Origin of the sequence: Paenibacillus sp. P3E (assembly GCF_001909045.1) — a bacterium.
GTDB classification, from domain to species: domain Bacteria; phylum Bacillota; class Bacilli; order Paenibacillales; family Paenibacillaceae; genus Paenibacillus_AQ; species Paenibacillus_AQ helianthi.
In genome coordinates this window covers 57,990-80,878 of the sequence record NZ_LVWH01000081.1, presented here as the reverse complement: position 1 = coordinate 80,878, position 22,889 = coordinate 57,990, and the positions used below count along the sequence as shown (strand labels likewise).

General features: G+C 48.9%; 28 protein-coding genes. 6 read left to right on the top strand and 22 right to left on the bottom strand.

All coding sequences use genetic code 11. The features are described from left to right. Positions 1 to 26: 26 nt before the first annotated feature. Positions 27 to 281, bottom strand: coding sequence for a hypothetical protein (locus tag A3842_RS08705; RefSeq protein ID WP_074101094.1), 255 nt, complete (start codon positions 279 to 281; stop codon positions 27 to 29). Between the two features lie 49 nt (positions 282 to 330). Further along, positions 331 to 768, bottom strand: a complete 438-nt coding sequence (locus A3842_RS08700; RefSeq protein WP_256701601.1) for a DinB family protein — start codon at positions 766 to 768, stop codon at positions 331 to 333. Between the two features lie 208 nt (positions 769 to 976). On the opposite strand from A3842_RS08700, the gene A3842_RS08695 reads away from it, so the two are divergent. The 4 genes from A3842_RS08695 (at position 977) to sda (ending at position 3,025) form a co-directional block, all read left to right on the top strand. Then, complete coding sequence (locus A3842_RS08695) at positions 977 to 1,633, top strand: hypothetical protein (protein WP_074101092.1); 657 nt, start codon at positions 977 to 979, stop codon at positions 1,631 to 1,633. Further along, positions 1,630 to 2,145, top strand: a complete 516-nt coding sequence (locus tag A3842_RS08690) for an accessory gene regulator ArgB-like protein (protein ID WP_074101091.1) — start codon at positions 1,630 to 1,632, stop codon at positions 2,143 to 2,145. The genes A3842_RS08695 and A3842_RS08690 overlap by 4 nt, the downstream gene beginning before the upstream one ends. Positions 2,146 to 2,286: 141 nt before the next feature. Beyond that, positions 2,287 to 2,622 (top strand): LytTR family DNA-binding domain-containing protein, encoded by a 336-nt coding sequence (locus tag A3842_RS08685; protein WP_074085267.1) that lies wholly within the window; start codon positions 2,287 to 2,289, stop codon positions 2,620 to 2,622. 223 nt (positions 2,623 to 2,845) lie between these two features. Further along, entirely contained in the window at positions 2,846 to 3,025 is a 180-nt protein-coding gene (sda, locus tag A3842_RS08680; RefSeq protein WP_074085268.1) for a sporulation histidine kinase inhibitor Sda, read from the top strand. Between the two features lie 128 nt (positions 3,026 to 3,153). Here sda and A3842_RS08675 read toward each other — a convergent pair whose 3' ends face one another. Together A3842_RS08675 and A3842_RS08670 are read right to left on the bottom strand one after the other, a co-directional pair. Then, positions 3,154 to 3,462 carry a hypothetical protein gene (locus A3842_RS08675; RefSeq protein ID WP_074085269.1) on the bottom strand — a complete coding sequence of 103 codons (309 nt, stop codon included), beginning with the start codon at positions 3,460 to 3,462 and terminating at the stop codon, positions 3,154 to 3,156. A gap of 118 nt (positions 3,463 to 3,580) precedes the next feature. Then, positions 3,581 to 4,240 carry a helix-turn-helix domain-containing protein gene (locus A3842_RS08670; protein ID WP_074085270.1) on the bottom strand — a complete coding sequence of 220 codons (660 nt, stop codon included), beginning with the start codon at positions 4,238 to 4,240 and terminating at the stop codon, positions 3,581 to 3,583. 172 nt (positions 4,241 to 4,412) lie between these two features. On the opposite strand from A3842_RS08670, the gene A3842_RS08665 reads away from it, so the two are divergent. Then, entirely contained in the window at positions 4,413 to 5,228 is an 816-nt protein-coding gene (locus A3842_RS08665; RefSeq protein WP_074101090.1) for a FlxA-like family protein, read from the top strand. 160 nt (positions 5,229 to 5,388) lie between these two features. Further along, positions 5,389 to 5,787 (top strand): TM2 domain-containing protein, encoded by a 399-nt coding sequence (locus A3842_RS08660; protein ID WP_074101089.1) that lies wholly within the window; start codon positions 5,389 to 5,391, stop codon positions 5,785 to 5,787. 247 nt (positions 5,788 to 6,034) lie between these two features. Here the strand turns inward: A3842_RS08660 and spo0A are convergent, their stop codons facing one another. From spo0A to A3842_RS08570, 18 genes are all read right to left on the bottom strand, one after another. Continuing rightward, on the bottom strand, positions 6,035 to 6,850 hold the full coding sequence (gene spo0A, locus A3842_RS08655; protein ID WP_074085273.1) for a sporulation transcription factor Spo0A: 816 nt from the start codon (positions 6,848 to 6,850) through the stop codon (positions 6,035 to 6,037). Positions 6,851 to 7,049: 199 nt separating this feature from the next. Beyond that, a complete protein-coding gene (spoIVB, locus tag A3842_RS08650) occupies positions 7,050 to 8,183 on the bottom strand; it encodes a SpoIVB peptidase (protein WP_074101088.1) in 1,134 nt (377 codons plus the stop codon). Between the two features lie 114 nt (positions 8,184 to 8,297). Beyond that, positions 8,298 to 10,025 (bottom strand): DNA repair protein RecN, encoded by a 1,728-nt coding sequence (recN, locus tag A3842_RS08645; RefSeq protein ID WP_074085275.1) that lies wholly within the window; start codon positions 10,023 to 10,025, stop codon positions 8,298 to 8,300. A 42-nt stretch (positions 10,026 to 10,067) separates the two neighbouring features. Then, the gene (gene ahrC, locus A3842_RS08640) at positions 10,068 to 10,517 is read right to left on the bottom strand and encodes a transcriptional regulator AhrC/ArgR (RefSeq protein ID WP_074085276.1); all 450 of its coding nucleotides are present in this window, start codon (positions 10,515 to 10,517) and stop codon (positions 10,068 to 10,070) included. Between the two features lie 30 nt (positions 10,518 to 10,547). Further along, the gene (locus tag A3842_RS08635) at positions 10,548 to 10,994 is read right to left on the bottom strand and encodes a hypothetical protein (protein WP_143186210.1); all 447 of its coding nucleotides are present in this window, start codon (positions 10,992 to 10,994) and stop codon (positions 10,548 to 10,550) included. A gap of 196 nt (positions 10,995 to 11,190) precedes the next feature. Further along, the gene (locus A3842_RS08630) at positions 11,191 to 12,069 is read right to left on the bottom strand and encodes a TlyA family RNA methyltransferase (protein ID WP_074085278.1); all 879 of its coding nucleotides are present in this window, start codon (positions 12,067 to 12,069) and stop codon (positions 11,191 to 11,193) included. A gap of 46 nt (positions 12,070 to 12,115) precedes the next feature. Next, a complete protein-coding gene (dxs, locus tag A3842_RS08625) occupies positions 12,116 to 14,020 on the bottom strand; it encodes a 1-deoxy-D-xylulose-5-phosphate synthase (RefSeq protein WP_074101087.1) in 1,905 nt (634 codons plus the stop codon). Between the two features lie 98 nt (positions 14,021 to 14,118). Further along, the gene (locus A3842_RS08620; protein WP_074101086.1) at positions 14,119 to 15,066 is read right to left on the bottom strand and encodes a polyprenyl synthetase family protein; all 948 of its coding nucleotides are present in this window, start codon (positions 15,064 to 15,066) and stop codon (positions 14,119 to 14,121) included. Beyond that, the gene (gene xseB, locus A3842_RS08615; RefSeq protein ID WP_074101085.1) at positions 15,053 to 15,310 is read right to left on the bottom strand and encodes an exodeoxyribonuclease VII small subunit; all 258 of its coding nucleotides are present in this window, start codon (positions 15,308 to 15,310) and stop codon (positions 15,053 to 15,055) included. The genes A3842_RS08620 and xseB overlap by 14 nt, the downstream gene beginning before the upstream one ends. Beyond that, positions 15,294 to 16,667, bottom strand: coding sequence for an exodeoxyribonuclease VII large subunit (xseA, locus tag A3842_RS08610; RefSeq protein WP_074085282.1), 1,374 nt, complete (start codon positions 16,665 to 16,667; stop codon positions 15,294 to 15,296). The genes xseB and xseA overlap by 17 nt, the downstream gene beginning before the upstream one ends. A gap of 9 nt (positions 16,668 to 16,676) precedes the next feature. Further along, positions 16,677 to 17,540, bottom strand: a complete 864-nt coding sequence (gene folD, locus A3842_RS08605) for a bifunctional methylenetetrahydrofolate dehydrogenase/methenyltetrahydrofolate cyclohydrolase FolD (protein ID WP_074101084.1) — start codon at positions 17,538 to 17,540, stop codon at positions 16,677 to 16,679. Between the two features lie 84 nt (positions 17,541 to 17,624). Next, a complete protein-coding gene (nusB, locus tag A3842_RS08600; RefSeq protein WP_074085284.1) occupies positions 17,625 to 18,074 on the bottom strand; it encodes a transcription antitermination factor NusB in 450 nt (149 codons plus the stop codon). 198 nt (positions 18,075 to 18,272) lie between these two features. Continuing rightward, positions 18,273 to 18,506 (bottom strand): DUF2273 domain-containing protein, encoded by a 234-nt coding sequence (locus A3842_RS08595; protein ID WP_074085285.1) that lies wholly within the window; start codon positions 18,504 to 18,506, stop codon positions 18,273 to 18,275. Positions 18,507 to 18,521: 15 nt separating this feature from the next. After that, complete coding sequence (amaP, locus tag A3842_RS08590; protein WP_074085286.1) at positions 18,522 to 19,061, bottom strand: alkaline shock response membrane anchor protein AmaP; 540 nt, start codon at positions 19,059 to 19,061, stop codon at positions 18,522 to 18,524. 73 nt (positions 19,062 to 19,134) lie between these two features. Next, positions 19,135 to 19,551 (bottom strand): Asp23/Gls24 family envelope stress response protein, encoded by a 417-nt coding sequence (locus A3842_RS08585; RefSeq protein ID WP_074085287.1) that lies wholly within the window; start codon positions 19,549 to 19,551, stop codon positions 19,135 to 19,137. 116 nt (positions 19,552 to 19,667) lie between these two features. Next, positions 19,668 to 21,011 (bottom strand): acetyl-CoA carboxylase biotin carboxylase subunit, encoded by a 1,344-nt coding sequence (gene accC / locus A3842_RS08580; RefSeq protein ID WP_074085288.1) that lies wholly within the window; start codon positions 21,009 to 21,011, stop codon positions 19,668 to 19,670. Positions 21,012 to 21,067: 56 nt separating this feature from the next. Next, entirely contained in the window at positions 21,068 to 21,574 is a 507-nt protein-coding gene (accB, locus tag A3842_RS08575; protein WP_074101083.1) for an acetyl-CoA carboxylase biotin carboxyl carrier protein, read from the bottom strand. Positions 21,575 to 21,854: 280 nt separating this feature from the next. After that, positions 21,855 to 22,772 (bottom strand): SpoIIIAH-like family protein, encoded by a 918-nt coding sequence (locus A3842_RS08570; protein ID WP_074101082.1) that lies wholly within the window; start codon positions 22,770 to 22,772, stop codon positions 21,855 to 21,857. Between the last annotated feature and the right edge of the window lie 117 nt (positions 22,773 to 22,889).

Below are 22,889 nucleotides of genomic sequence, written 5' to 3'. Positions count from 1 at the left end.
TTTGTATGGAGAGCGGAAACCTTGCGTTAATGGATTGCCTGTGCTGCAAGGTACTCATCTTCCTTGCGGACATAGAGATCATGCTGAACGGAAGCTTTGCCTCCATATTGGAAGCGCTGGACCGTAGCCTGCATTCCTCCATTGATTTTGGAACGATGGGGAATGCCAGCCTCAGTAAGGCGGCCTTTGGCTCTGAAATATTGAGCCTGATCAAAAGTCGTGAACACCAGCGTGCGTTCTCTTGGAATGAAGAAATGCAGTATACCTTTAAATAAACCCACCCGCAGCTTCCTCCTCCCTTTTCACACGGTCTTCGTTGCACCTTATGCCTTACTTCAAGTAGCGTTCGTTCAGAACATTCAGATGATGAAGCTCATGCCCAATGATGACACAAGCTATTGCTCTGACGGAAATCGGATGATTACTGGCTGTCCCTATCCGGGTCCAGGCTTCCTCAGGCAGACTCTCCAGCAGAGCAATGGTAGACATGCGAACCAGCTTGTAGTGCTGTACCATTTCACTCAGCGTGAACCGGTCAAATTCCCCTGCCGCCGCATAATCATTCTCCTCATACCCAGGCAGCGGAGCCTTTTCTCCCCTGGCAATAGCAAGCAGACGGTAGGACATGATGCGGTCGTTGTCGGTCAGATGCCCCAGCAGCTGCTTGATGCTCCATTTTCCTTCTGCATAACGGTAGTTCCCCTGCTCCTCGCTCAGCCCTTCCAGTAGTTCATAGATCAAACCGGATTGTTCTCTTAAGATAGACACAAGATCCCCTTCTGGAGGCACCAATGCAATGTATCGGGCCGGAAATTCGCTGTATTCCTTTAGTTCAGGACGCTGGTTCATAATTAACCCTCTCTCATGAAGAAATATTTACCGAAAAGTGTCAAATGCTGTTGTTGTATTTTAGTACATTATGTATAATATTTGCAAGAATAGAAGTTGAGTGAACCTGATCTCCGGGAGTGTAAGCATGCTGGAATTTTTGCTGTATATGGTGTTTTCGGTACTGGAAAGCTCCGCTTTATTTTATCTGGGATTCAAGATTTTCAAGATTGACCTTTACCCCAAAGAAATTGTTTTTGCTGGATTAATCATGGCGGTTTTCTCCTATTTCATCCGGGTCAACAATGGCTTTGCAGAATTAGATGTCTTAACGCAATATGCCCTTGTTTTTTGCTTTTTCTGGCTGTTATTTCGTATTCATATTTTTTATTCAGCAATTATGACCGGTATGTCATACCTGCTATACATGTTATTTCAATCCACTTTTTATCTATTATTGAATTCCACCCCTATATTTAACTTGCATTTTCTGGGGATTTCTATAGGAATATACTTTTTACAGTTGGTTTCTGCATTATCGGCCTTCGCTTTTGGTTTTTATATCGGTAAAAAAAGAATGGGGTTTGACTTTATTCCCGATAAACCGAATGAGAGAATCATTATTGGCAGCCATGAAAAAATACTATTTTCTTTAAGCTTCCCTTCCATAATCGTGGTGGCACTGATGATTTATTTCTTTGAGAGATACTCCCAATTTTTCATTGTTGTCCCCTTGTTTTATGTGGTGCTGCTATTCGGATATCTCAACTATTCAATAAAAAAGAACCGCGGTGAAGAATTTTGAACAGCCTGGCCATTAAGATTTCTGCCGCAATCAAACGCGCAAATCCTGAGGAAACCTCTTCTCTTGAAGTCATGCAGTATGCATTGAACATCATTCTGAATACCCTTATCACGTTCTTTGCTGCCATGGCCATTGGCCTGTTCTTCAATAATTTACTGGCAACCTTTATTTTTTATATAAGTTTTTCCGTGTTGCGCATCTGCTCTGGCGGTTTCCACTTACCCACGGCCTGGGCTTGCAATATTGTTACGGCTTTATTATGTTCGCTCACACCACTGCTCAATCCGGTTGGACAAGCCCTTTGGATCATTAACGCTGTAAGTTTAGTGACAATGCTTGTATTCTCACCAAATCCGGATAAGCATGCCCAAATTCCCCAAAGCTTGTTCCCTGCATTAAAGGTGATTTCTATAGTGATGGTTAGTTTGAATTTTCTAATTGGTTCGTCTGTCATCGGATTGGCCTTTTTAGTCCAGTCCTTAACAGTAATCCCTTGGAAAAGGAGGTTATGAGATGAAAGCGTCAATGGCCAAACATGCTTCTGCAGCGCTTGAAGCTTCTGCCCGTTTCTTTGCATCAGTTATGAAGATTGGATTACACAGTCCAGAAGCACCTAAAGAATTGCGGAAGTAATTTACAAGGATGGGGAGAACATGCGGGTCTTGTTAAATGACGGGTTCTCCCGGGATATCCGGGAAGAAGATATATTGTATTTCTCCAGCTATAAGAATACAATATTCGTCCATACGAAAGAAGGCGAGTTTGTTCTCCCTACCACACTTTCCGATCTCTTGGCTGCTTATAAGGGCAAAGGTTTCGAGCGTCTTGACCGCAGCAATGTAGTTAGTCTAAGTAATATTGAAAGTTATGATTCGGAACGTAAAATTGTTACGTTTCAAGAGGGAGAACAATTCGCTACAGTATCAGAACCAAATGAAACAAGGCTCAAACGATTTTTAGCCTCACGCAAAGATACCTCTGAATCATAACGTCAGCCTAATAATGTATCATTAACCATCCCGACAACCTCTGGTTTCGAGATGGTTTTTTAATTCCACCGAAAAAAGTTATATATTATCCCATATGATGCATCAGTTGTAAAGGACTATTCACAGGGCGAATGACAGGAGACGGGTTACCTTCCAAATGGTACCATTTAAATAGATTCGCAGTATTTTCTTAATCTACCAAAATAACCGATGGAGGAATCTAATGGATTATTATTTTCATCCTTCTCCGCGCCCCTCATCCCTGGAGCTATTATCTGACGAACAACTGTTGAACATCTACGAATTGGCAGTGGAGGCCAAAGCCTCACTTGATTTCATTGAGATCATCGAAACTGTTCTGACCGGGAGAAACATGGGTGACTTTGACCGTTCCGAAGATTGACCGTTAATTTCTCAGCACTCCTACATATATCTTATGAACACATGATGTATGATCTGCAACTGACAGCAAAGAAGCCAGCCTCACTATTCAGTGGAGCTGGCTTCTTTATGAGGAACAATGGCAAAAGACTACTCAATAAACTCCGTTTTGAAGACGTTCTCCAGCTTACCGCCCAGTCTTTTTTTCAGGGGAACCTTAATATCCCGGCCCAGCTCCTTGAAGAAAGTATCCACATCACACTTCACGTTCTGTGCCATGGCTATAACCGTTCCGTCACTCACAATATTCTGGTTCACTTCAAGAGGTACATCCACTTCAATGTCATACTTCTTGGTCAATGTTTTGATATATCTGGCAAAGATCTCAAGCAGCTCTTCATTGTTGAAATTCTCAATCGCGGCTTTTCCCTTGCTGGTAAATTTCATATTAACTCTCATTAGGATTTCCCCTTTTCTGTCATACCATTTTTTGTTGGTTGCTATATGGTTCAAGATGAATAGATGGCTGCAAGAAAGGGCAACATTATTCATTATTGAAAACGGATGAGGTCAGCTGTTATTTGAAGGCTCCGTTAACCTGCTGCACTTTAAATTGGGTAAATTCCTTAAGGGCTTGAATGACCTGATCCTGCTCGTCTTCCTTCAGCTCGTAGATACATTCCCGGAGCCACTCTCCGAACATGTACGCCTGTCGGCCTTTTCGGGGCTGCTTGCGCAGAGAGTCCAGACTGCCTTCAAATTTATCGTTCAGTACATCGTTAAGATTATATTTCTCAATTTTTTCTATTACCATTCCTGCCCCATATTCCGTTTCATAAACGATCACCTCGTTCGAGTCAAACGAAACATAGGAGGTTTCCTTGCCTTCCTTCGCCCGGAATTCCTTCAGCTTGTTGAAAGCTGTCTCATAGATGTAATCCTGCGACTGATTGTGCTGCGGGTGCTTATATCCCTGCTTGAGGGTCTTGATATATTCAAGGTCAGGCATATAATCCGCCAGATGGTACATCCGGTTCTTGAGATCTGCTCCAAGCGCCTCAATAATCTTATCCAGATTATCTTTTAGCGGAATACTCTCGCCCCGTTCAATCTTGCTGAGCTGGGAGTAGCTGATACCGCTCTTCTCCTCAAGCCCTCTTAAGGTCAACCCACGGGTTTTTCTGAAGTGCCGGATGAAGTTCCCCAGCTCATCGGGATAGTTATCGAAATCGTTCATAGGAGTCACCTCTACCTATATCATAACACAACATAACACTTTGTGTTTCATTATAACAATTAATACCTAAAAAACTTTAGCCGGAGAAGCCGGGTTTACTTATTTTCCCTTGTCCTATTACCGATATAGCTTTTATATGGAAAATAATTCTTTCATTTAGGAGGAAATCCTCGTGGCATTGATCTCATCTATATCTAATAACACCAGTCCTATTCAAAATACCAGCCATCAAGCCATTTCAAATTCCAGAGACATAGAAATTCAAGGCCTGATGGACCAGAAATCCAGACTCAACGAGCAAATTGAAGCCGTAAAATCCAATGAGAACATGGATAAAAAACTAAAGCAGGAACGGGTACAGGCCCTGAAAACATCCATACAGGAAATTGATGCACAGATCGCCCAGATTAAAGCCGAGGAAATGCAGGAAAAAATAGAGAACAGCAAGCCCAATAAGACCGAAACTAAAAAGCCTGAAACGGACCCCGCAACGGATATTACCGCTGAATCCATGCATGTCCTACTGCAGAATCATACCACTTATGACCGTCTGGGTAAGCTGGTTGGCCTTAGCAAGAAGGTGGAAGGTGAAATCAAGCCTTTGGAGGGTGAGGTGAAGCTGGAGGAAGTCCGATTATCCAACAACCCAACCCATGATGCCGGAAGAGCCACTATGCTGGAAAATGCGGAACGCACAGTCCTTCAAGCCAAAAGAGACAGGGTGCAGGATATTAAATCTACTGTTCGCGGCATCGACAGCAAGATTGGAGATGTAGTATCCGAACTGAAAGACAACGACAACACCGCAGCAACAAGAAAAGATCTCCCCAGATCACTTTTACATCCCGAAGGTGCAGAGAAAGACGATCAGGACCATTCTTCGGCAAGCCAAAAGAAAACAGGCACCGCTGAGGCCCCAGCCACCGGCGTATCGGGTCAGCAAAATGATAAATCCTCTGGATCACCGTCGATCGATATTCGGGTTTAGGCTCTTAGGACTAGGAAAATAAATACATATATTTAAATTTGAATATTTTTAAATTAAATATAATTCCATTTATTAATAAATTTCCCTCTATTTCAACAATATATGATAGAATATTCCTAGGTGAAATTACCTATATTATTATTTGCTGGAGGAATATAAAATGTCTGGTTCTAACCTAAGAACAGCACAACCAACGAATTCAACTCAAATGAAATTTTGCTTACACTGCGGGGAGAAAATACCTCTAAGAGCAGTCGTGTGTAATAAGTGCGGACTGCAAGTAGAAGAGTTGAAAGGAGCTGCCTCTCAACCCCATATTGTTATTAATAATTCTAATATGAACACCAATGTAAACAACAATGCAGGGTCGGGTAGAAGAAAAAGCAAATGGGTTTCCGTTCTTCTCTGTTTCTTCCTTGGTATCTTTGGAGTACATAGATTTTATGAAGGCAAAATTGGGACTGGGATCCTTTATCTATTTACTGGAGGGTTGATGGGAATCGGAGCTTTAGTTGATTTCTTCATTCTTTTATTTAAACCAGATCCTTATTTTGTATAGAACAGAAGGACTGGCTCTACATGGGGAGTGTTAACAAAAGGAGGTTGTGGATTTTCACCCACAACCTCCTTTTGTTGTATGTTACGTTTCTCTCCGTTCTGTCCTCCTTAGATTTTATATGCGACCTATCAATACATCACCGGTCGACGTGGTCGAATAATAACCCGATAAACTTTTTGGTTTATCGGGTGTGTCATGAAAAATAATCAGATTTCAAAACCCCTCACATATCCTAATCCTTACCCTTTCAAGAAACCTTATGCTCAATCCGCAGCTTGTCAGCCACCATGGCAATAAATTCCGAGTTAGTCGGCTTGGATTTGGAGATATTAATGGTATAGCCGAACAGGTGGGAGATGCTGTCGATGTTACCACGGGTCCAGGCCACTTCGATGGCGTGGCGGATGGCGCGTTCTACACGAGACGGCGTTGTCTTGAATTTTTCGGCTATTGCCGGGTACAAGGTCTTGGTGATGGCGCCCAGGATCTCAATGTTGTTATAGACCATGGTAATGGCTTCACGCAGATACTGATAACCCTTGATATGCGCAGGTACGCCGATTTCATGAATGATCGAGGTAATGTTGGCATCCAGGTTCTTGCCCTTGGAGAGCGGCACTACGTTGCTTCCTCTGGAGCCCGAATAATTGGACATGCTGGATGAAGTGCTCATGCTGCCCTGTGTACCGGCGAGTTGCCGCACACGGTTGGCGAGAACCTCCATATCGAATGGCTTCAAAATATAATAAGATGCGCCTAACTGCACAGCACGCTGAGTGATGTTCTCCTGACCGAAGGCGGTCAGCATAATGACCTTTGGTTCCGGCTTCAGATCCATATCGCGCAGGCGCTCCAGGACACCCAATCCGTCCAAATGAGGCATGATGATATCAAGAATAAGGACATCGGGAATTTTGCGTGCTTCGCTCAGCATTTGAAGTACTTCTTCCCCATTATAGGCGATGCCCGTCACGGTCATATCTTCTTGTTCCGTAATGTACTCGGCAAGCAAATTCGTAAACTCCCTGTTGTCATCGGCCAACAACACTTCAATGTTCTGCACTGGCTGCTTCCTCCTTATTTATATCTGCTATTCGAAAATAATCATTTATCTTCGCTCCCTTACAGTTTCGACATACTGATTCAATATCCTTCTGTCGAAAATTATTTTTCTTTATTTTTTTTTAGAGTTGGATTATAATTAATTATTTTATTTCATGGTTCGATCTTGTTCGCTGGCCTTCGACAAAAAAATCTTAAGGCTAAACCGCCTTAAGATCATAGGGAAAAGTATGTTCTTGCAGGGCTGCACCGGAATCCTGAAGCATCCATTCGATAAAACAGCCATAACCTGATTTGGGATCATTGACGAATACATGGGTTACCGCACCGACCAAACGCCCATTCTGTACAATAGGACTGCCGCTCATGCCTTGGACTATGCCACCAGTCTTATCAATCAGACGGGGATCGGTAATACGCAGCACCATGCCTTTGGTTGCTGGTGTATCCTGACGTGCTACATGAATGATCTCTACATTAAATCGTTCCACCTGCTGTCCATCCACAACCGTCAGAATTTGCGCCGGACCTTCCTTCACCTCATTGCTCATAGCCACCGGGATTGGTTTCTCGTATAGGCTATGCTCCGGATTACGGGTCATTTTACCGAAGATTCCGAAATCCGTATTACTCTCCACATTCCCGAGGACCTGACTCTCCTTAAGAAAATGTGCCCGTTTCTCACCTGGATCGCCATCCTGGCTCTTGGAAATGGAGGTCACGCTGGATTGCACAATGTGTCCGCTGCCGACGACAATGGGCGTCCCGGTGTTCATATCGGTAATAACATGTCCCAGTGCACCATACACTCCCTGTTCCGGCGCATAAAAGGTCAAAGTCCCGACACCCGCTGCAGAATCGCGGATATAGAGGCCCAGGCGCCATACCTTGTCATTGCGGTCATACGCCGGTGTCAGCTTAGCTGTATGCTCTTTGCCAGCACGTTTGTACACAATGGTAAGGGGTTGATGGGATTTGCCTGCATGCTCGACCAGCCTGGAAACCTTGGACACCTCGTCCAGCTTCACCCCATTGATGGAGATCATCAAATCCCCGGGCAGTAAACCGCTGTTCTCTCCAGGGGAAAGCTTGGACTGCTTTGACACTTCAATTAAATGATGTCCTACAACAAGCACGCCTGCAGACTTTACTTTCACACCAATCGTTTGCCCTCCCGGGATTACCCTGAGGTCACGGGTTTCCCCCAATACGGTCTTGCCAGGCTGGGTATCCTGCGCTGCGGCATAGCTCTGATGAGGACCCGTTATTCCTGATAAGCTGAGAAAGAAGGCAAATAAAAGGCCGGGCATTAACTTCCTGAGGTTTGGCTTCAATGGCTGTCACGCTCCCTTTTGCTTCTTTCGCTTGACGAAAAAGGTGGTCGCCAATTGCGTACCTATAAGATAACCTTGCCCCCAGGCTTTTATTACTGTCAATCATTGTCCCGCTTACCCTGCAGCCGCCTTGCTGGCCTCAGCCAGACCGAGCATTTCCTGTGCGTGGTGCAAGGTTTTTTCGGTAATTTCCACACCGCCCAGCATTCGGGCCAGCTCCATGACGCGGCCTTCCAAGGGCAGCGACTCCACTTCGGTCATCGTTCGTCCGTCTTCCACTTTTTTGCGGATTAGATACTGATGATCAGCCATGCACGCTACCTGAGGTAGATGGGTAATGGAGAACACCTGACAGGTGGCTGAAAGCTTGTACAGCTTGTCAGCGATCGACTGGGCTGCCCTTCCGCTGACCCCGGTGTCCACTTCGTCAAAAATGAGTACAGGGATCGCATCATGCCGGGCAAAAATACTCTTCATCGCCAGCATAATCCGCGACAGCTCACCGCCTGAAGCGATTTTGCCCAACGGGCGGAGCGGCTCACCTGGATTTGGAGAGATCATGAACTCTGCACTGTCGATGCCTTGGCGGGTCAGCCGGTAGCGGCGGTCCTGGTATTCCACACCGCGGGGGTCTTCCAGAATATCCATTTTTACCTGAAGCGAGGTCCGTTCCATCTGCAGGTCCTTCAGTTCACTTTCAACTTGGGTAGCCAAATCTGCTGCACACTGCCGGCGTGCTTCACTGAGCGCTTCCGCTGCTTCCATTAGTGTGTTCAGGAGTCCGTTGCGCTTTACGGTCAGCTTCTCAATATATTCGTCCTTATTCTCCAGCAAATCGGTCTCCCGGCTAATTTGTTCATAATAAGCCAGAATCTGCTCTACACTATCTCCATATTTGCGCCGAAGTCCAGAGATCTGATCCAACCGGTTCTCAATATCCTCGAGCCGTGCCGGGTTGAACTCAATATCCTCACGGTAATCCCGCAGCTGAAAGGCGGCATCCTCCAGCTGGTAATACGAGGATTGAAGCTGGTCCAGGACACCCTTCAGACCCTTCTCATCGTACCGAACCGCATCCTCCAGCCGGGAAATCACATTTCCGATGGATTCCAGCCCCTGCCTGTCATACAGTAGCTCGTATGCGCCAGATACGGAATCCATCATTTTCTCGCTGTGGGATAGTTTGACCCTTTCTTCGGCAAGTAATTCATCTTCCCCAGGTTTTAGTCCTGCGGAAGAAATTTCCTCCAGCTGAAAACGGTATAAATCCAGCATCTGATAGGCCTTCTGGCTGGTTTCCTGCAACTCACGGAGTTCTTTTTCCACCTTGGCAAAGGCGGTATATTTCTCTTGATAGTCGGCCTTGAGCGGTCCAATAACAGCTTCCCCGTAAGTATCCAGCAGGCCCAGATGGCGCTCTGCCTTCAGCAGATTCTGATGCTCATGCTGTCCGTGAATATTAACCAGCTGTTCACCGATTTCCCGCAGCATGCTGAGATTCACCATCTGTCCGTTGACACGCGAAGTGCTTTTGCCTTGAGAGGTAATCTCACGGCGGATAATCAGATGCTCCTCCGGGTCCGCCGTGATACCAAGACGCTCCAGCGTCTCCCATACGGGATGCGAAGTAGGCAGGCTGAAGAGCGCTTCCATCTCCGCCTTGTCCGTGCCGTAACGGATGGAATCCGCTGAGCCACGGCCTCCGACCACAAGCCCAAGCGCATCGATAATGATTGATTTCCCTGCACCGGTCTCCCCTGTAAGTACATGAAAACCGGGATAAAAATGCACATCTACCGCTTCAACAACGGCAAGATTACGGATCGATAATGTGTCTAACACGAATACAGCACCTCCGAAAAGATGATTGCGACATCTATGATTCTAGGATATATATCCCATAATTTGCGAAATTACGTCTTTGCTGTTCTCTGGCTGGCGGCAGATAATCAGGATCGTATCGTCACCGGAAATGGTGCCCATAATCTGCGGCCAATCAATATTATCGATCAGGGCTGCGACAGAGTTAGCCGTTCCCGGGAGACATTTCATCACCACCAGGTTCCCGGAGGAATCAATATGCACAAAATTGTCCACGAGCACACGTTTCAGCTTCTGTGTCGGGTTGTACCGCTGATCTGTAGGCAGCGAATATTTGTATCTCCCGTCGTCCATAGGGACTTTTATCAGCAAAAGCTCCTTAATATCCCGCGACACCGTAGCCTGGGTAACCTGAAAACCGGCCTCGCGCAGTGCTTCCACCAAATCGTCTTGCGTCTCAATTTCCTGTTGTGTAATGATTTCACGTATCTTAATGTGCCTGTGACCCTTCATTATTGCCTCCTGTATGGTTAAGTTAACTTTCTAAGTGGATTCGCCGTCATCTTTACCAAGCCTGATCTCATGGATCACGGAAGTGACGGTATTGACATATAGCACTCCGCTGCAGTCCGGATAAATCAGCAGGTACGGCAAAAGTGAATCCCGGAGGCTGCTGCCGGTAAAGTCGAGCGTTTTGCGCGGGCGGGATAGAATGACTAAATAGTAGGAGTCCTCTTCCTTGCTCGCAACATAATCAATGAACAGTCTGCTGTACATGGAAGCCCCGTCTACATTAAAAGACAGCGGAATCTTCAGTTTGCCTCCAATCACTTCGTAGCCCGCTGCTTCCAGCAAATCAATGGAAGGATGAGGCAAAATGACTTTATTCAGCGGCAGCCTGTCCTTAATGAACGAACGCGGGGAGCTTTGCAGCCATATGTAAATCCGATAAATGATAAATATTGCGACTGCCAGTCCAATTAGCACCATTACGGCTTTATCAGAGCCCGCCACCTTCATCACCTCGGTGATTAATTCGCGTGAACCCCGCTAAAATCCTGCTTTGGCAGCCGAAATCGTAGTTGAAAGTGATTGTAGCAATTCCACATAGAGGAAAGATAAGGCTAGACTACCTTATTCCTCTGTATATTGCAAAAAAGCTTTGGTACAGTCAAAAAGAAACTCATCACTTGGATGAGTTTCCAGATTTGCTGACTTTGAAGGTTGCTGCCGCTTCCTTGATCACGGCCTCAGCAAGTGCTGCGAAATTGTCCGGCTGTAGTTCTCCTGAAGGCTGTTCATCGCCGGACTCCACTGCCTCAGGCAGGAGCTTCCAGTGGGCCAAAAACTCGATATTGCCTTCACCGCCAGTGATGGGGGAGAAGGTTAAGCCTTTCAGCTGGTAGCCCAGTTCTGCAGCCATGCCCAGAACGTTCATGAGCACCTCTTTGTGGACAGCCGGTTCGCGGACCACACCGGATTTCCCGACCTTTTCCCGGCCGGCTTCGAACTGCGGCTTAATCAGTGCGGCAATATCTGCAGGGCGTTCAAGAAGCGCCATCAGCGGCGGTAAAATAATCTTCAAAGAAATAAATGATACATCTATACTGGCAAAATCGGGAACAGGGCCTTGAAGGTCGGGTGGGGTCATATAACGGAAATTCGTCTGCTCCATCACACTTACCCGTTCATCATTGCGTAGACTCCAGTCCAGCTGATTATAGCCTACATCAATAGCGTAGACATGGCTTGCTCCGTTCTGGAGTGCGCAATCGGTAAAGCCTCCTGTTGAAGAACCGATATCCAGCATGGTGCGCCCGTTCAGGTCAATGCCAAACTGCCGCAGCGCCTTCTCCAGCTTCAACCCGCCACGGCTGACATAAGGGTGCACTGCACCTTTTACCCGTAGGACGGAGGAACGCAGCACCTTCATCCCGGCCTTCTCAATCCGCTCCTCATTCGCAAGTACCAACCCAGCCATGATAGCAGCCTTGGCCTTCTCACGGCTCTCGTAAAATCCTTGTTCCACTAACAATACGTCGATCCGTTCCTTAGGGTGTTCCATGGTCATCTCCTGATTGTTCTTAGGCTTGCCGCTTCAACTGTCCTGTTCAGGAGGTTGAAGTCGTCTTATAGGCAAATGAGCTCGATGCCTTCATCACCTTGATCCGGCTGACTACTGCTTCAACAGTCAATCCGGTTTGCTGGCGCTGTTCTTTGATTGAGCCATGCTCTACAAAGATATCCGGCACGCCCATCAAATGAACACGGGCATCATAAATTTCATGCTCCGCATAAAATTCAAGCACCGCGCTGCCTAGACTTCCCGCCTGGCTGGCTTCTTCCAGTACAATCATGCCGGTGCCCGCATGGGCCAGATCCAATAGCATGGAGCTGTCAAGGGGCTTCAGGAAGCGGGCGTTGACAACACTCAACTGAATGCCTTCCCGCTTCAGCTGCTCTGCCGCTTCTTCAGCCACCTGAACCATAGGTCCGCAGGCGAGTACAGCGTAGTCATCGCCTGGACGCAGCCGCTCCCAGGAACCGATTGGAAGTACCTGCAGCTCGGTATCCATGTCAACACCGGTGCCGTCAATCCGCGGATACCGGTAAGCGATCGGACCATCATTATATTCAAGAGCTGTCTTCATCATATGGCGCAGCTCGTTCTCATCCTTCGGCATCATCATCACCATATTCGGAATATGGCGCATAAAGGCTATATCATATACCCCTTGATGTGTCTCGCCGTCAGCACCGACAAAGCCTGCACGGTCGATAGCGAACATAACATTGGCGTTATGACGACAGATATCATGCACAATCTGATCATAGGCCCGCTGCATAAAGGTAGAATATACTGCATACACAGGTTTCATCCCCTCCATCGCCAAGGCTGCGCATAAAGTTGCCGCATGCTGCTCAGCAATACCGACATCAATCATCCGGTCGGGAAATTCCTTGGCGAAAGGGAACAGTCCTGAGCCGCCAGGCATCGCCGGAGTCACTGCGATCAGCCGCTTGTCCTCACGGCCCAGTTCAATTAATGTCTGACCAAACACTTCAGTATACATAGGATTCCCGACAGCTTTTAAGGACTGTCCGGACTCAATTTTATAAGGAGAAATCGCATGTGATTTGTAGAAATCGGTTTCAGCAGGTTTGTACCCCTTGCCCTTAGTAGTCAGAACATGCACCAGTACAGGACCGGATACATTATCGGCTTGATGGAAGGTGTCAATCAGCTTCTCCATGTCATGACCGTCGACCGGTCCAAGGTATGTGAAGCCAAGCTCCTCGAACAACACGCCGGGAACCATCATATATTTAAGACTGTCTTTCACATTCTGGGCGGTCTTGGCCAGCCTTCCACCGATGGCAGGAATCTTCTTCAGCAGTCCTTCGACTTCATCCTTTGCACGCAGGTAGTGGCGGTCCGAACGGATTTTGCTCAAATAGTTGTGCATTGCCCCCACATTCGGCGCAATCGACATTTCGTTGTCATTGAGGATAACCATCAGCTTGCGGCGTTCGTGGCCGATATGGTTAAGTGCTTCAAACGCCATCCCGCCGGTCAGCGCTCCGTCCCCGATTACAGCGATAACCTTGTTGTCTTCGCCTTTCAGATCACGGGCCATGGCCATACCCATTGCCGCTGACAGCGAAGTACTGCTGTGCCCGGCTTCCCAGACATCATGTTCACTCTCCGAACGCTTAACAAAGCCGCACAATCCGTCTTTTTTGCGCAGCGTGTCAAAACGGTCCTGGCGGCCGGTCAATATCTTATGGACATATGCCTGGTGCCCTACGTCATATATCATTTTGTCCCGGGGACTATCATAACAGTAGTGCAGGGCCAGCGTGAGCTCCACTACCCCCAGATTGGAGCCGAGGTGCCCGCCGGTTGCAGTAAGCTTCTCGATCAGAAACCTGCGGATCTCCTCCGCAAGGGTAGCCAGCTCCTCGACTGACAAAGATTTAAGTTGCTGAGGATCATTTATTTGTGGAAGCAGCACGAGTATTCCCCGCTTTCCTAGATGTTGTAAAATATATATAAACCCCATTATAACACAAACGAAACGGCTGTCGAAATACAGCCGTCCCGGAATTCATGCTAGTGATCACGCTTCATCAGGTATTCCGCGATGTCCAAGAGGCGGGTACTGTCGTGAAAACCGCCTTCAAGTACTGCACTGCGGGCGGCCGCTGTCAGCCGCTGGACCTCTTCGCGGGAGGCGTCCAGCCCGATAAAGTACGGGTAAGTCACCTTCTGCTGCTTAACGTCGCTGCCTGTTTTTTTGCCGAGCTTGCCTTCGTCCCCGACCAGATCAAGAATATCATCCTGAATCTGAAAGGCCAGTCCGATATGGGTTCCGAAATCACGCAATGCTTCAAGCTGTCTGCTATCTGCCCCTGCAATTCGTCCGCCTGCCACAAGGGAGAAGATGATCAAATCTCCTGTCTTATGTTGGTGGATGTACTGAAGCTGCTGGAGATCGGTAAACCCCTGTTCGCCCTCCATATCGGCGATTTGTCCTCCAACCATGCCCCGCGGGCCTGCCATTTCTGCCAGATCCTCAACAACGGAAAGGGCCCTGTCCGCTGAAATGCCATGTCTCCGTGAAGCCTGGACAACGCTGTAAAAGGCATGTGTCAGCAGCGCATCTCCGGCCAGAATCGCCGTAGCCTCGCCAAACACCTTGTGATTCGTCAGTTTGCCGCGCCGGTAATCATCATTATCCATAGCGGGCAGATCATCGTGGATCAGCGAATAGGTATGTACCATTTCGATTGCAGCTGCTACCGGCAGAGCCGCTTCACGGCTGCCTCCCAGCGCCTCGCAGGCGGCGATCACCAGCAGCGGGCGGAGACGCTTGCCCCCGGCTTGCAGGGAATAGTTCATCGCATCCTTCAGACTGCCGGGTACCTTCCAATGCTCAGGTAAGGCCGCCTCCAGCTCCTTCACAACCAGGCCGCTGATCTCCGTAATATATTCACTCAGCGGCTGACGCTGCAGATTACCCGTAAGCTCTGCCGCCTGTTTGGGCTCAAAGCGACTCATCGCTGTCACCTTCCAGCCGGGCACCGAATGGTTTCTTACGCAGTTCTCCGTCCATCTCGGTGATCATTTCGATTTTGCGCTCCACCTGCTCCAGCTTGCTCCCGCACAGCTGCGAGAGCTTCATGCCCTGCTGAAACAAATCGATTGCCTTTTCCAGGGGAACGTCGCCGTGCTCCAGCTCACGCACGATTTCTTCCAGCCGCTCCATGGCTCCTTCAAAGTCCAATTCAGCTTCCTTCGCCATTCGTTATGCCATCCTCCTTCATTCCCCATACCTGGCAGCTTAGCTGTCCGTCATTCAGCTTTATGTTGACCATATCGCCAAGTTCTACTTCGTTCAGCGATTTGATTAAGTGCTCTTCCTGCTCGTCATAGACGAGACTGTACCCCCGCGACATCACCTTAAGCGGACTGAGCGCATCGAGATGGCGCAGCTCGGCAGCAAAGCGCGAGCGCTTCTCCTGCAGGCGCACCTGCATAGCACCCGCAAGCTCGCGGGTGATGCTCTCGGTGCGCCGCCGCGCCGCGCTGACACTCGCCTGCGGGTGGAAGCGCTGCAGGCTGTGATGCAGCACGGCCTGGCGCTCCCGCGCTCGGCCGTGCCGGTCTCTCGCTGCGCGGAGCAGCCCCCCGCGCAGCATGTCCAGCCGCTGCGCGTGCTGGGCCAGCTGGCGGCGTGGGCCGACCAGCGCCAGCGAGCGCTGCAGCGAGGCCAGGCGCTCGCCGCCACGCTGCGAGCGGCGCAGCAGCCCCTGGCGCAGGCGCTGCTGCGCCGTGCGGAGCTGCGCCGCCAACTCCGCGGCATGCGGCACGGCCAGCTCGGCCGCCGCCGTCGGGGTTGCCGCCCGAAGATCGGCGGCGAAGTCAGCGATCGTGAAGTCGGTCTCGTGGCCTACGGCCGAGATGACCGGAATACGGGACGCCGCAATTGCACGGGCTACGACCTCCTCATTGAAGGCCCACAGTTCTTCCAGGGAGCCGCCCCCGCGTCCGACAATGAGTACATCGGCTTCGCCCATAGCGTTTAGATTCTCAATCGCCTTCACAATGGAAGGCCCTGCACCTTTCCCCTGTACCAGGACTGGATACAGCACAACTGCAACCTGCGGAAACCGCCGCTGCAGTGTGATGATAATGTCCCGCACAGCCGCACCTGTCGGGGAAGTGACTACCCCGATGCAGCGGGGAAACCGAGGGAGCGGACGTTTGCGTGCCGCCGCGAACAGGCCTTCCAGCTCCAGCTTATTCTTCAGCTGTTCATATGCCAGGTACAAACTCCCGATACCATCGGGCTGCATATGCGTGGCATAAAACTGGTACTGCCCGTCCCGTTCGTAGACGGTCACATTGCCTCTTGCGATCACCTTAGTCCCTTCCTTCGGCACAAAGGGCAACCGCTGGTTATGGGAAGCGAACATGATGGACTTGATCCGGCTGCTCTCATCCTTAAGGGTAAAATACATATGACCGCTGCCATGGTGGGTGAAATTTGAGATTTCCCCGCGAACCCATACATCGGAGAGTACTATATCCGAATCGAGCTTCATGCGAATATAACGGTTAAGCTCTTTAATTGAATAAACCTGCCGATCTGCCGCCATGGGCGCTACCTATTCCTTATCCAGGCCGCGGCGGCGTTTGGCTGCAGTCAGCGTATTAGCCATCAGCATGGTAATGGTCATCGGTCCTACGCCACCAGGTACCGGAGTAATGTATCCGGCAACTTCCCTCGCGCTTTCATAGTCCACATCTCCAGCCAGCTTGCCGTTATCCAGACGGTTCATTCCAACATCGATAACTACCGCGCCCGGCTTCACAAAAGAGCCGTCAATGAAGTTGGCCCGGCCAATAGCAACAACCAGAATATCTGCCTGACGGCTAAGTTCAGCCATGTTCGCAGTCCGCGAATGACACATCGTTACCGTAGCATTCTCGCGCTGAAGCAGCAGGGATACCGGTTTGCCGACAATGTTGCTCCGTCCGATTACGACTGCATGCTTGCCGGACATTCCGGTGCCTGTGCGTTTGATCAGCTCGATCACACCCGCAGGCGTGCAGGGCAAGAGGCTGTCATCCCCGATAACCAGATTGCCGACGTTAATCGGATGGAAGCCGTCCACATCTTTTTCCACAGCAATGGCATTAATTACAGCCTTCTCGTCAATGTGATTTGGAAGCGGAAGCTGAACCAGAATACCATCAATTTCATCCCTGCGGTTCAGTTCAGCTACAAGCGCCAGCAAATCTTCCTGACTTGTCGCAGCATCCAGTCTGTGCACTTCGGAATGGAACCCCAGTTCAGTACTGGATTTTTCTTTATTGCGCACATAGACCTGAGATGCAGCGTCTTCACCAACGAGCACAACAGCAAGACCAGGCTTTACGCCCCGTTCGGCTAATGAGGCAACTTCCCGGGCAATGTCGATACGAATTTCGTCAGATACTTGTTTACCGCTGATAATTGCTGCTGTCATGTAATTCTCTCCCCTTTTATCTGCTTTGAAAGTTTGGCTGAAGCGTGAAACCTGTACATTCTTATATTTCGAAAAAAACAGCTTTTACAGATCCGTCTTAAGCGTATCAATCTCCTGAATCATCTTCCCAAGCACACCGTTAACGAACTTTCCGGAATCATCGGTGCCAAAATGTTTGGCCAGATCAATGGCTTCATTGACAGAAACCTTGGCTGGCACATCATTCGCAAAGACCATCTCATAAGTAGCGAGACGGAGAATCTGGCGGTCCACCCGTGAGAGTCGGCTCATCTGCCAGCCCTTCAGGTAATGCTCCAGCATATCATCAATGGCCATCTTATGTTCCCACACACCGTTCACATGCGCTACAACATATGCTTTCAGCTCGATTTCGTCTGTAATTACACGCTCGGTCTCATTTTCTTCCGAAGCTTCGGCTATCAGCATTTCCACCGCTTCCGAACTTTCCACTTCATTCATTTCCATCTGATACAGGCTTTGGACAATAATTTCTCTTGCTAAACGTCTTTTCATGTGTTCCTCCTACAAACATATCTTGTTTGCTTATATTGGGTGTATCATTGTTTCTTCCTGCAACTATTGTAAGCTTAATGGAGCAGGTTCTATCCTCTAAGAGAGCACCAACTGCAAAAAAAACCGCGCAGCCCTTCCTCCGGCATCAGGCAACTCATACGTACGGGTTCCAGGCTCCGGAAGAAAAACTATCGCGGTTCATTTGAAAGGACGCCAGCGTCCGGACAACCGCCCTACCAGCTCCTGCCACTGAAACAGCGGGGGCTGAGCGGTGTCCTTTCTTTTGCCAAGCGTATATCCTATGAACACAACCAGTGCAAAGAACAGCATATCCCAAAAACCGCTAATCAAATAAATCAACCCGAGAACGACACCGAAGGTGACTCCGGCAATTCTACCCCCGTGACTTTCCCATACTGCTTTCCACAACATAAGGGAAACTCACCTCTATTCCACTCGACTTTTGAAGCTTGGAGACTGTGTGAGGTTAGCAATGTATACCGAGACGTCCGCTACCGGAATACCGGTCGTTTCCTGCACAAAATCATGCACCTGACGCTGAACCTCGGTAGTCAGAAGCGGAAGGGAATGCTCCCCGTCCACCACTGCGCGGATCATAATCTCAAGACCCGCCTGCGAAACCCGGATTCGCGACTTCAGATCTCTGATGCCCTTGACTTTGCCGGCAGCCTTCAGGCTCAGGTTCTCAATCGTTTCCATGGAGATTTGAATGTCACCATACTCTGTGCGCTGATCGACCGAAGGCAAGGATGCCCGGTCACGCCGCAGTGAAATGTAGAAGAAACGGATGCTCAGCAGGAACAAAATGACAGCAACAGCTATGGCAGCTATATATGCCTCAGGTCTGTCCAACATTTCAAAGGAGTCCGGAATGGCACCGCTTAACAGGAGGATGGCAATTACAGATAATATTCCGATGCATAAGCTGTAGAGGAACAGCAGGAGCCTGTCCAAAATTTTTGCCACGAGTCTCATAACCTCCTTAAATTAGAGTAAACCCTCGACGGTGCTGTCGGGGGTTTATGGAAGAAAGCTGGCTTTATTTCACGCGGAGAACCGCGTCCGTTTCTTCGTTCTTGTCTACAGCGGTATTGCTGCGGAACTGAACATCATGAATATGCACATTCACTTCAACTACGGTCAGACCAGTCATGGTCTCAATGGAACGCTTCACGTTGCGCTGAATTTCAGCAGCCACTTCCGGGAGACGGTTGCCGTACTCGATAATCACGGACACATCCACTGCAGCTTCGCGTTGCCCAACCTCTACCTTTACACCTTTGGAGAGGTTCTTACGGCCAAGAAGCTCAACAATGCCTCCGGCAAAACCGCCGCTCATGCCTGCCACGCCTTTAACTTCCACGGTTGCCAAACCTGCGATTACCTCAATCACTTCTGGAGCGATCTGGATTTCACCGATTTCCGTACGTTCGTATTCTGTCGGCAATGTACTCATTGTGGACTCACACCTTTCAAAGAAAAAGTTGTTCAATATTTCAAGCGCAAAGCACGTCTCTTATTAAACATACTATATCATTTGGCGAACTTTATGACAAACAAAGCAAAGCCGTCCTAAATTTCATAATCCTCCAGGAATTTAATATCAAAATTACCGTCCAAAAACACCGGATGCTCCAGCAATTTCTGGTGGAATGAAATCGTTGTATGTATGCCTTCCACAGCAAATTCGGAGAGCGCCCGCTTCATCTTGGCGATGGCTTCCTGGCGGGTCGGAGCCCATACAATTAGCTTGGCAATCATCGAGTCATAAAAAGGGGAGATCGTATACCCCGGATATGCTGCGCTGTCCACCCGTACACCTAAACCTCCCGGCGGCAGATAAAAGCCGATTTTGCCCGGTGAAGGCATGAAGTTCTTCTCCGGATCTTCCGCATTGATCCGGCATTCCATGGACCAGCCATTAATATGAATGTCTTCCTGGGTAAAGGATAACGGGTTGCCTTCCGCAACAGAAATCATCTCTTTGATCAGGTCGACACCCGTGACCATTTCTGTTACCGGATGCTCAACCTGAATCCGGGTGTTCATTTCCATGAAATAAAATTGGCCATCCGGTCCAAGTAGGAATTCGAGTGTACCCGCACCCGAGTAATTCACAGCTTGTGCCGCACGTACGGCAGCCTGGCCCATGGCATCGCGGATATCCTGAGTCAGAACCGAGCAAGGTGCTTCTTCAATCAGCTTCTGACGCCGGCGCTGCACAGAACAGTCCCGTTCCCCCAGATGCACCACATTGCCATGGTTGTCGGCAATAATCTGAATCTCCACATGCTTCATACCCGTCAGGAATTTCTCCAGGTAAACCCCGGCATTGCCGAAGGCCTTTTGCGCTTCCTGCTGGGCAGCTGTGATCTGCTTCACCAGGGATTCCTCATCCTCGGCTATGCGGATGCCCTTGCCTCCGCCGCCTGCAGTAGCCTTGACGATAATCGGGTAGCCGATATCGCGGCCCAGCATGACTGCCTCCTCCACATCGCCCACAAGCCCGTCAGAGCCCGGAATAATCGGAACACCTGCCAGCTTCATCGTTTCCTTGGCCACAGCCTTGTCACCCATGCGGGTGATGGCATCCGGCGAAGGTCCGATAAAAGTGATGTTGCAGGATTCACAAATCTCTGCGAAATCCGCATTCTCGGCCAAAAATCCGTAACCGGGATGAATGGCGTCGCATTCCGTCAATGTAGCTACACTCATAATATTGGTAAAGTTCAGATAGCTGTCCTTGGCTGGCATCGGGCCAATGCAGTACGCTTCATCAGCCAGCCGGACGTGCAATGAATCCCGGTCAGGCTCCGAGTAAACCGCAACGGTGGATATGCCCAGTTCACGGCAAGCTCTGATAATGCGGACCGCGATTTCACCGCGGTTGGCAATCAACACTTTTTGAATGTTCATGCGTTTCCTCCCAAAGTTTAACGAAGCTAGCTAGCTCCTCATGATTCTCGCGGCTGTTATTCCGGTTTGACCAGGAACAGCGGCTGGCCATATTCAACAAGCTGGCCATTCTCCGCGAGTACGGACACGATTTCGCCTCTGACTTCCGCCTCCAGCTCATTCATCAGTTTCATGGCTTCAATGATGCAGACCGTTGACTTTTCACTAACCCGGTCGCCCACATTGACAAAGGATGGGGTTTCTGGAGAAGCGGCACTATAAAAGGTCCCTACCATCGGCGAGACAATTTTATGCAGTGTGCCTTCCGTAGAGACCGGCTGCTGAGCTGCTGCCGGAATTTCGTTCACTGCCGCAGGTGCAGCATACTGCTGGCTTTGCGGCTGAGGGGCTGGCGTATAAGGATAGGCATAAGGAGTCGCCTGAATCGCCATTGCATCCGCTTCAGAGCGATCAGGTTTGCGGATAGCAAGCTTCATTCCTTCGCTTTCAATCTCCAGTTCGTGTACGGAGGAGGTTTGGTCCAGCAATTTAATCAATTCCTTAATTTCGCTTAACTTGAACATTCAATAGTTCACTCCTTCAGCTTTCTCTCGAAGCCACAAGCAAAAAAGGCTTCTCCGTTCTTCTCAGGAAGCGTATGCTTCAAATGACATGCAGTTTTACCCGAAACGCTTTCAGATACCCGCTTCTTGCAAGAAATATAAAAAAGAAAAACAATGTGTCACTTATTCTTCTTATATTCCAAGATAACTTTATGTATTATATCACAAACGCTAGAAATGGAAAGAGCCCGGGATAACCCGAGCTCTTTCGGCATTTTCTGTTATTTTTCTCAAATGGATATTATTGCTCGGATACATATTGGACTCTGATCTTATCCTGTGGAACACTCAGTTCCTTCATAACGAGGTCTACAATTCCAACCGCCTGCTTCACATCGAGCTTGTCGCTGAGGACAACAACAGTATAGGTATCGCCGGATTCCTCTTTGACAATGGCTTCACCGTACTTTTGCTGCAGCTGATCCTCAACGCTGGTAATTTTGGATTCCTTTTCCTCCAGCTTATTTAGTTGCTCATTGGCTGCCGCATTCTCGGCAGGGGTCTTATCCATGTTATTGATTGTGGCGAGCAGATCGTTCTGATCTTTCAGATTCTTCTGCTCGCGTTCGTACAGATAGTTGGTAAATAGGCTGCTGGCTGAAACACTTTGTGAAGCTACTTCGTCCAGGATTGCAGCGTCGCCTTTAGCTGGATTCTTCTCCGTATTGGCGGCTGCGCTGTCTTTGCCTGTTTTCGTGTTATTTTTGTCTGTTTTGGAGGGACTTGCAGTAGGGTCTGAAGTCGGAGCCGGTGTCTTATCGGCTTCTGCTGTAATCGCTTTTTCTGAGGAATTGCCGGCATCAGCGGCTGTGCTATCCTCATCGGTTACTGCATTGGCAGCCTTGTCTTTATCATTCGATGTGGCCGCCTTACTACTGTCATCTGTAACGGCAGCTGTGCTGCTGTCTTTCTTCACTGTGGCATTGCCTGCATCCCCGGCAACCCCTTGGGTAGATACTTCGTTGATAACCAGTCCGCTGTCCAGAGCAGGAGACTGGGCTCCGTCAGCTCCGCTTTTAATATTATCCACCTGCATACTGCCAGCCGTTTCTTTGGGAAGAGAGACGCCAGAGTCTTCCGTGAATAAATAGTATGCGGAGAGAACCACCATCAAACTGAGCATGGAAACCAACCAAATTGTCTGTCGTTTGCCCTTCATTTTTAATTCCTCCTAAAAGTTTTGTTAGCATATACTCCCTGGATTCACTTCGTACAAAACTCACTCCGGAAGCATTCGCTTAGTTTTGTTAGCATGCACTTCAGTACTTATGAATCG

Coding starts and splice junctions, on each gene's coding strand:
- A3842_RS08675 (WP_074085269.1), bottom strand. CDS start 3,462: ATGAGAGTTAATATGAAATTTACCAGCAAGGGAAAAGCCGCGATTGAG.
- A3842_RS08660 (WP_074101089.1), top strand. CDS start 5,389: ATGTCTGGTTCTAACCTAAGAACAGCACAACCAACGAATTCAACTCAA.
- A3842_RS08620 (WP_074101086.1), bottom strand. CDS start 15,066: ATGAGTCGCTTTGAGCCCAAACAGGCGGCAGAGCTTACGGGTAATCTG.
- accB (WP_074101083.1), bottom strand. CDS start 21,574: ATGTTCAAGTTAAGCGAAATTAAGGAATTGATTAAATTGCTGGACCAA.
- A3842_RS08695 (WP_074101092.1), top strand. CDS start 977: ATGCTGGAATTTTTGCTGTATATGGTGTTTTCGGTACTGGAAAGCTCC.
- xseA (WP_074085282.1), bottom strand. CDS start 16,667: ATGGCGGCAGATCGGCAGGTTTATTCAATTAAAGAGCTTAACCGTTAT.
- ahrC (WP_074085276.1), bottom strand. CDS start 10,517: ATGAAGGGTCACAGGCACATTAAGATACGTGAAATCATTACACAACAG.
- A3842_RS08670 (WP_074085270.1), bottom strand. CDS start 4,240: ATGAACGATTTCGATAACTATCCCGATGAGCTGGGGAACTTCATCCGG.
- A3842_RS08635 (WP_143186210.1), bottom strand. CDS start 10,994: ATGGTGCTAATTGGACTGGCAGTCGCAATATTTATCATTTATCGGATT.
- accC (WP_074085288.1), bottom strand. CDS start 21,011: ATGAACATTCAAAAAGTGTTGATTGCCAACCGCGGTGAAATCGCGGTC.
- nusB (WP_074085284.1), bottom strand. CDS start 18,074: ATGAAAAGACGTTTAGCAAGAGAAATTATTGTCCAAAGCCTGTATCAG.
- A3842_RS08585 (WP_074085287.1), bottom strand. CDS start 19,551: ATGAGTACATTGCCGACAGAATACGAACGTACGGAAATCGGTGAAATC.
- A3842_RS08570 (WP_074101082.1), bottom strand. CDS start 22,772: ATGAAGGGCAAACGACAGACAATTTGGTTGGTTTCCATGCTCAGTTTG.
- A3842_RS08595 (WP_074085285.1), bottom strand. CDS start 18,506: ATGTTGTGGAAAGCAGTATGGGAAAGTCACGGGGGTAGAATTGCCGGA.
- sda (WP_074085268.1), top strand. CDS start 2,846: ATGGATTATTATTTTCATCCTTCTCCGCGCCCCTCATCCCTGGAGCTA.
- folD (WP_074101084.1), bottom strand. CDS start 17,540: ATGACAGCAGCAATTATCAGCGGTAAACAAGTATCTGACGAAATTCGT.
- xseB (WP_074101085.1), bottom strand. CDS start 15,310: ATGGCGAAGGAAGCTGAATTGGACTTTGAAGGAGCCATGGAGCGGCTG.
- A3842_RS08630 (WP_074085278.1), bottom strand. CDS start 12,069: ATGGAACACCCTAAGGAACGGATCGACGTATTGTTAGTGGAACAAGGA.
- A3842_RS08685 (WP_074085267.1), top strand. CDS start 2,287: ATGCGGGTCTTGTTAAATGACGGGTTCTCCCGGGATATCCGGGAAGAA.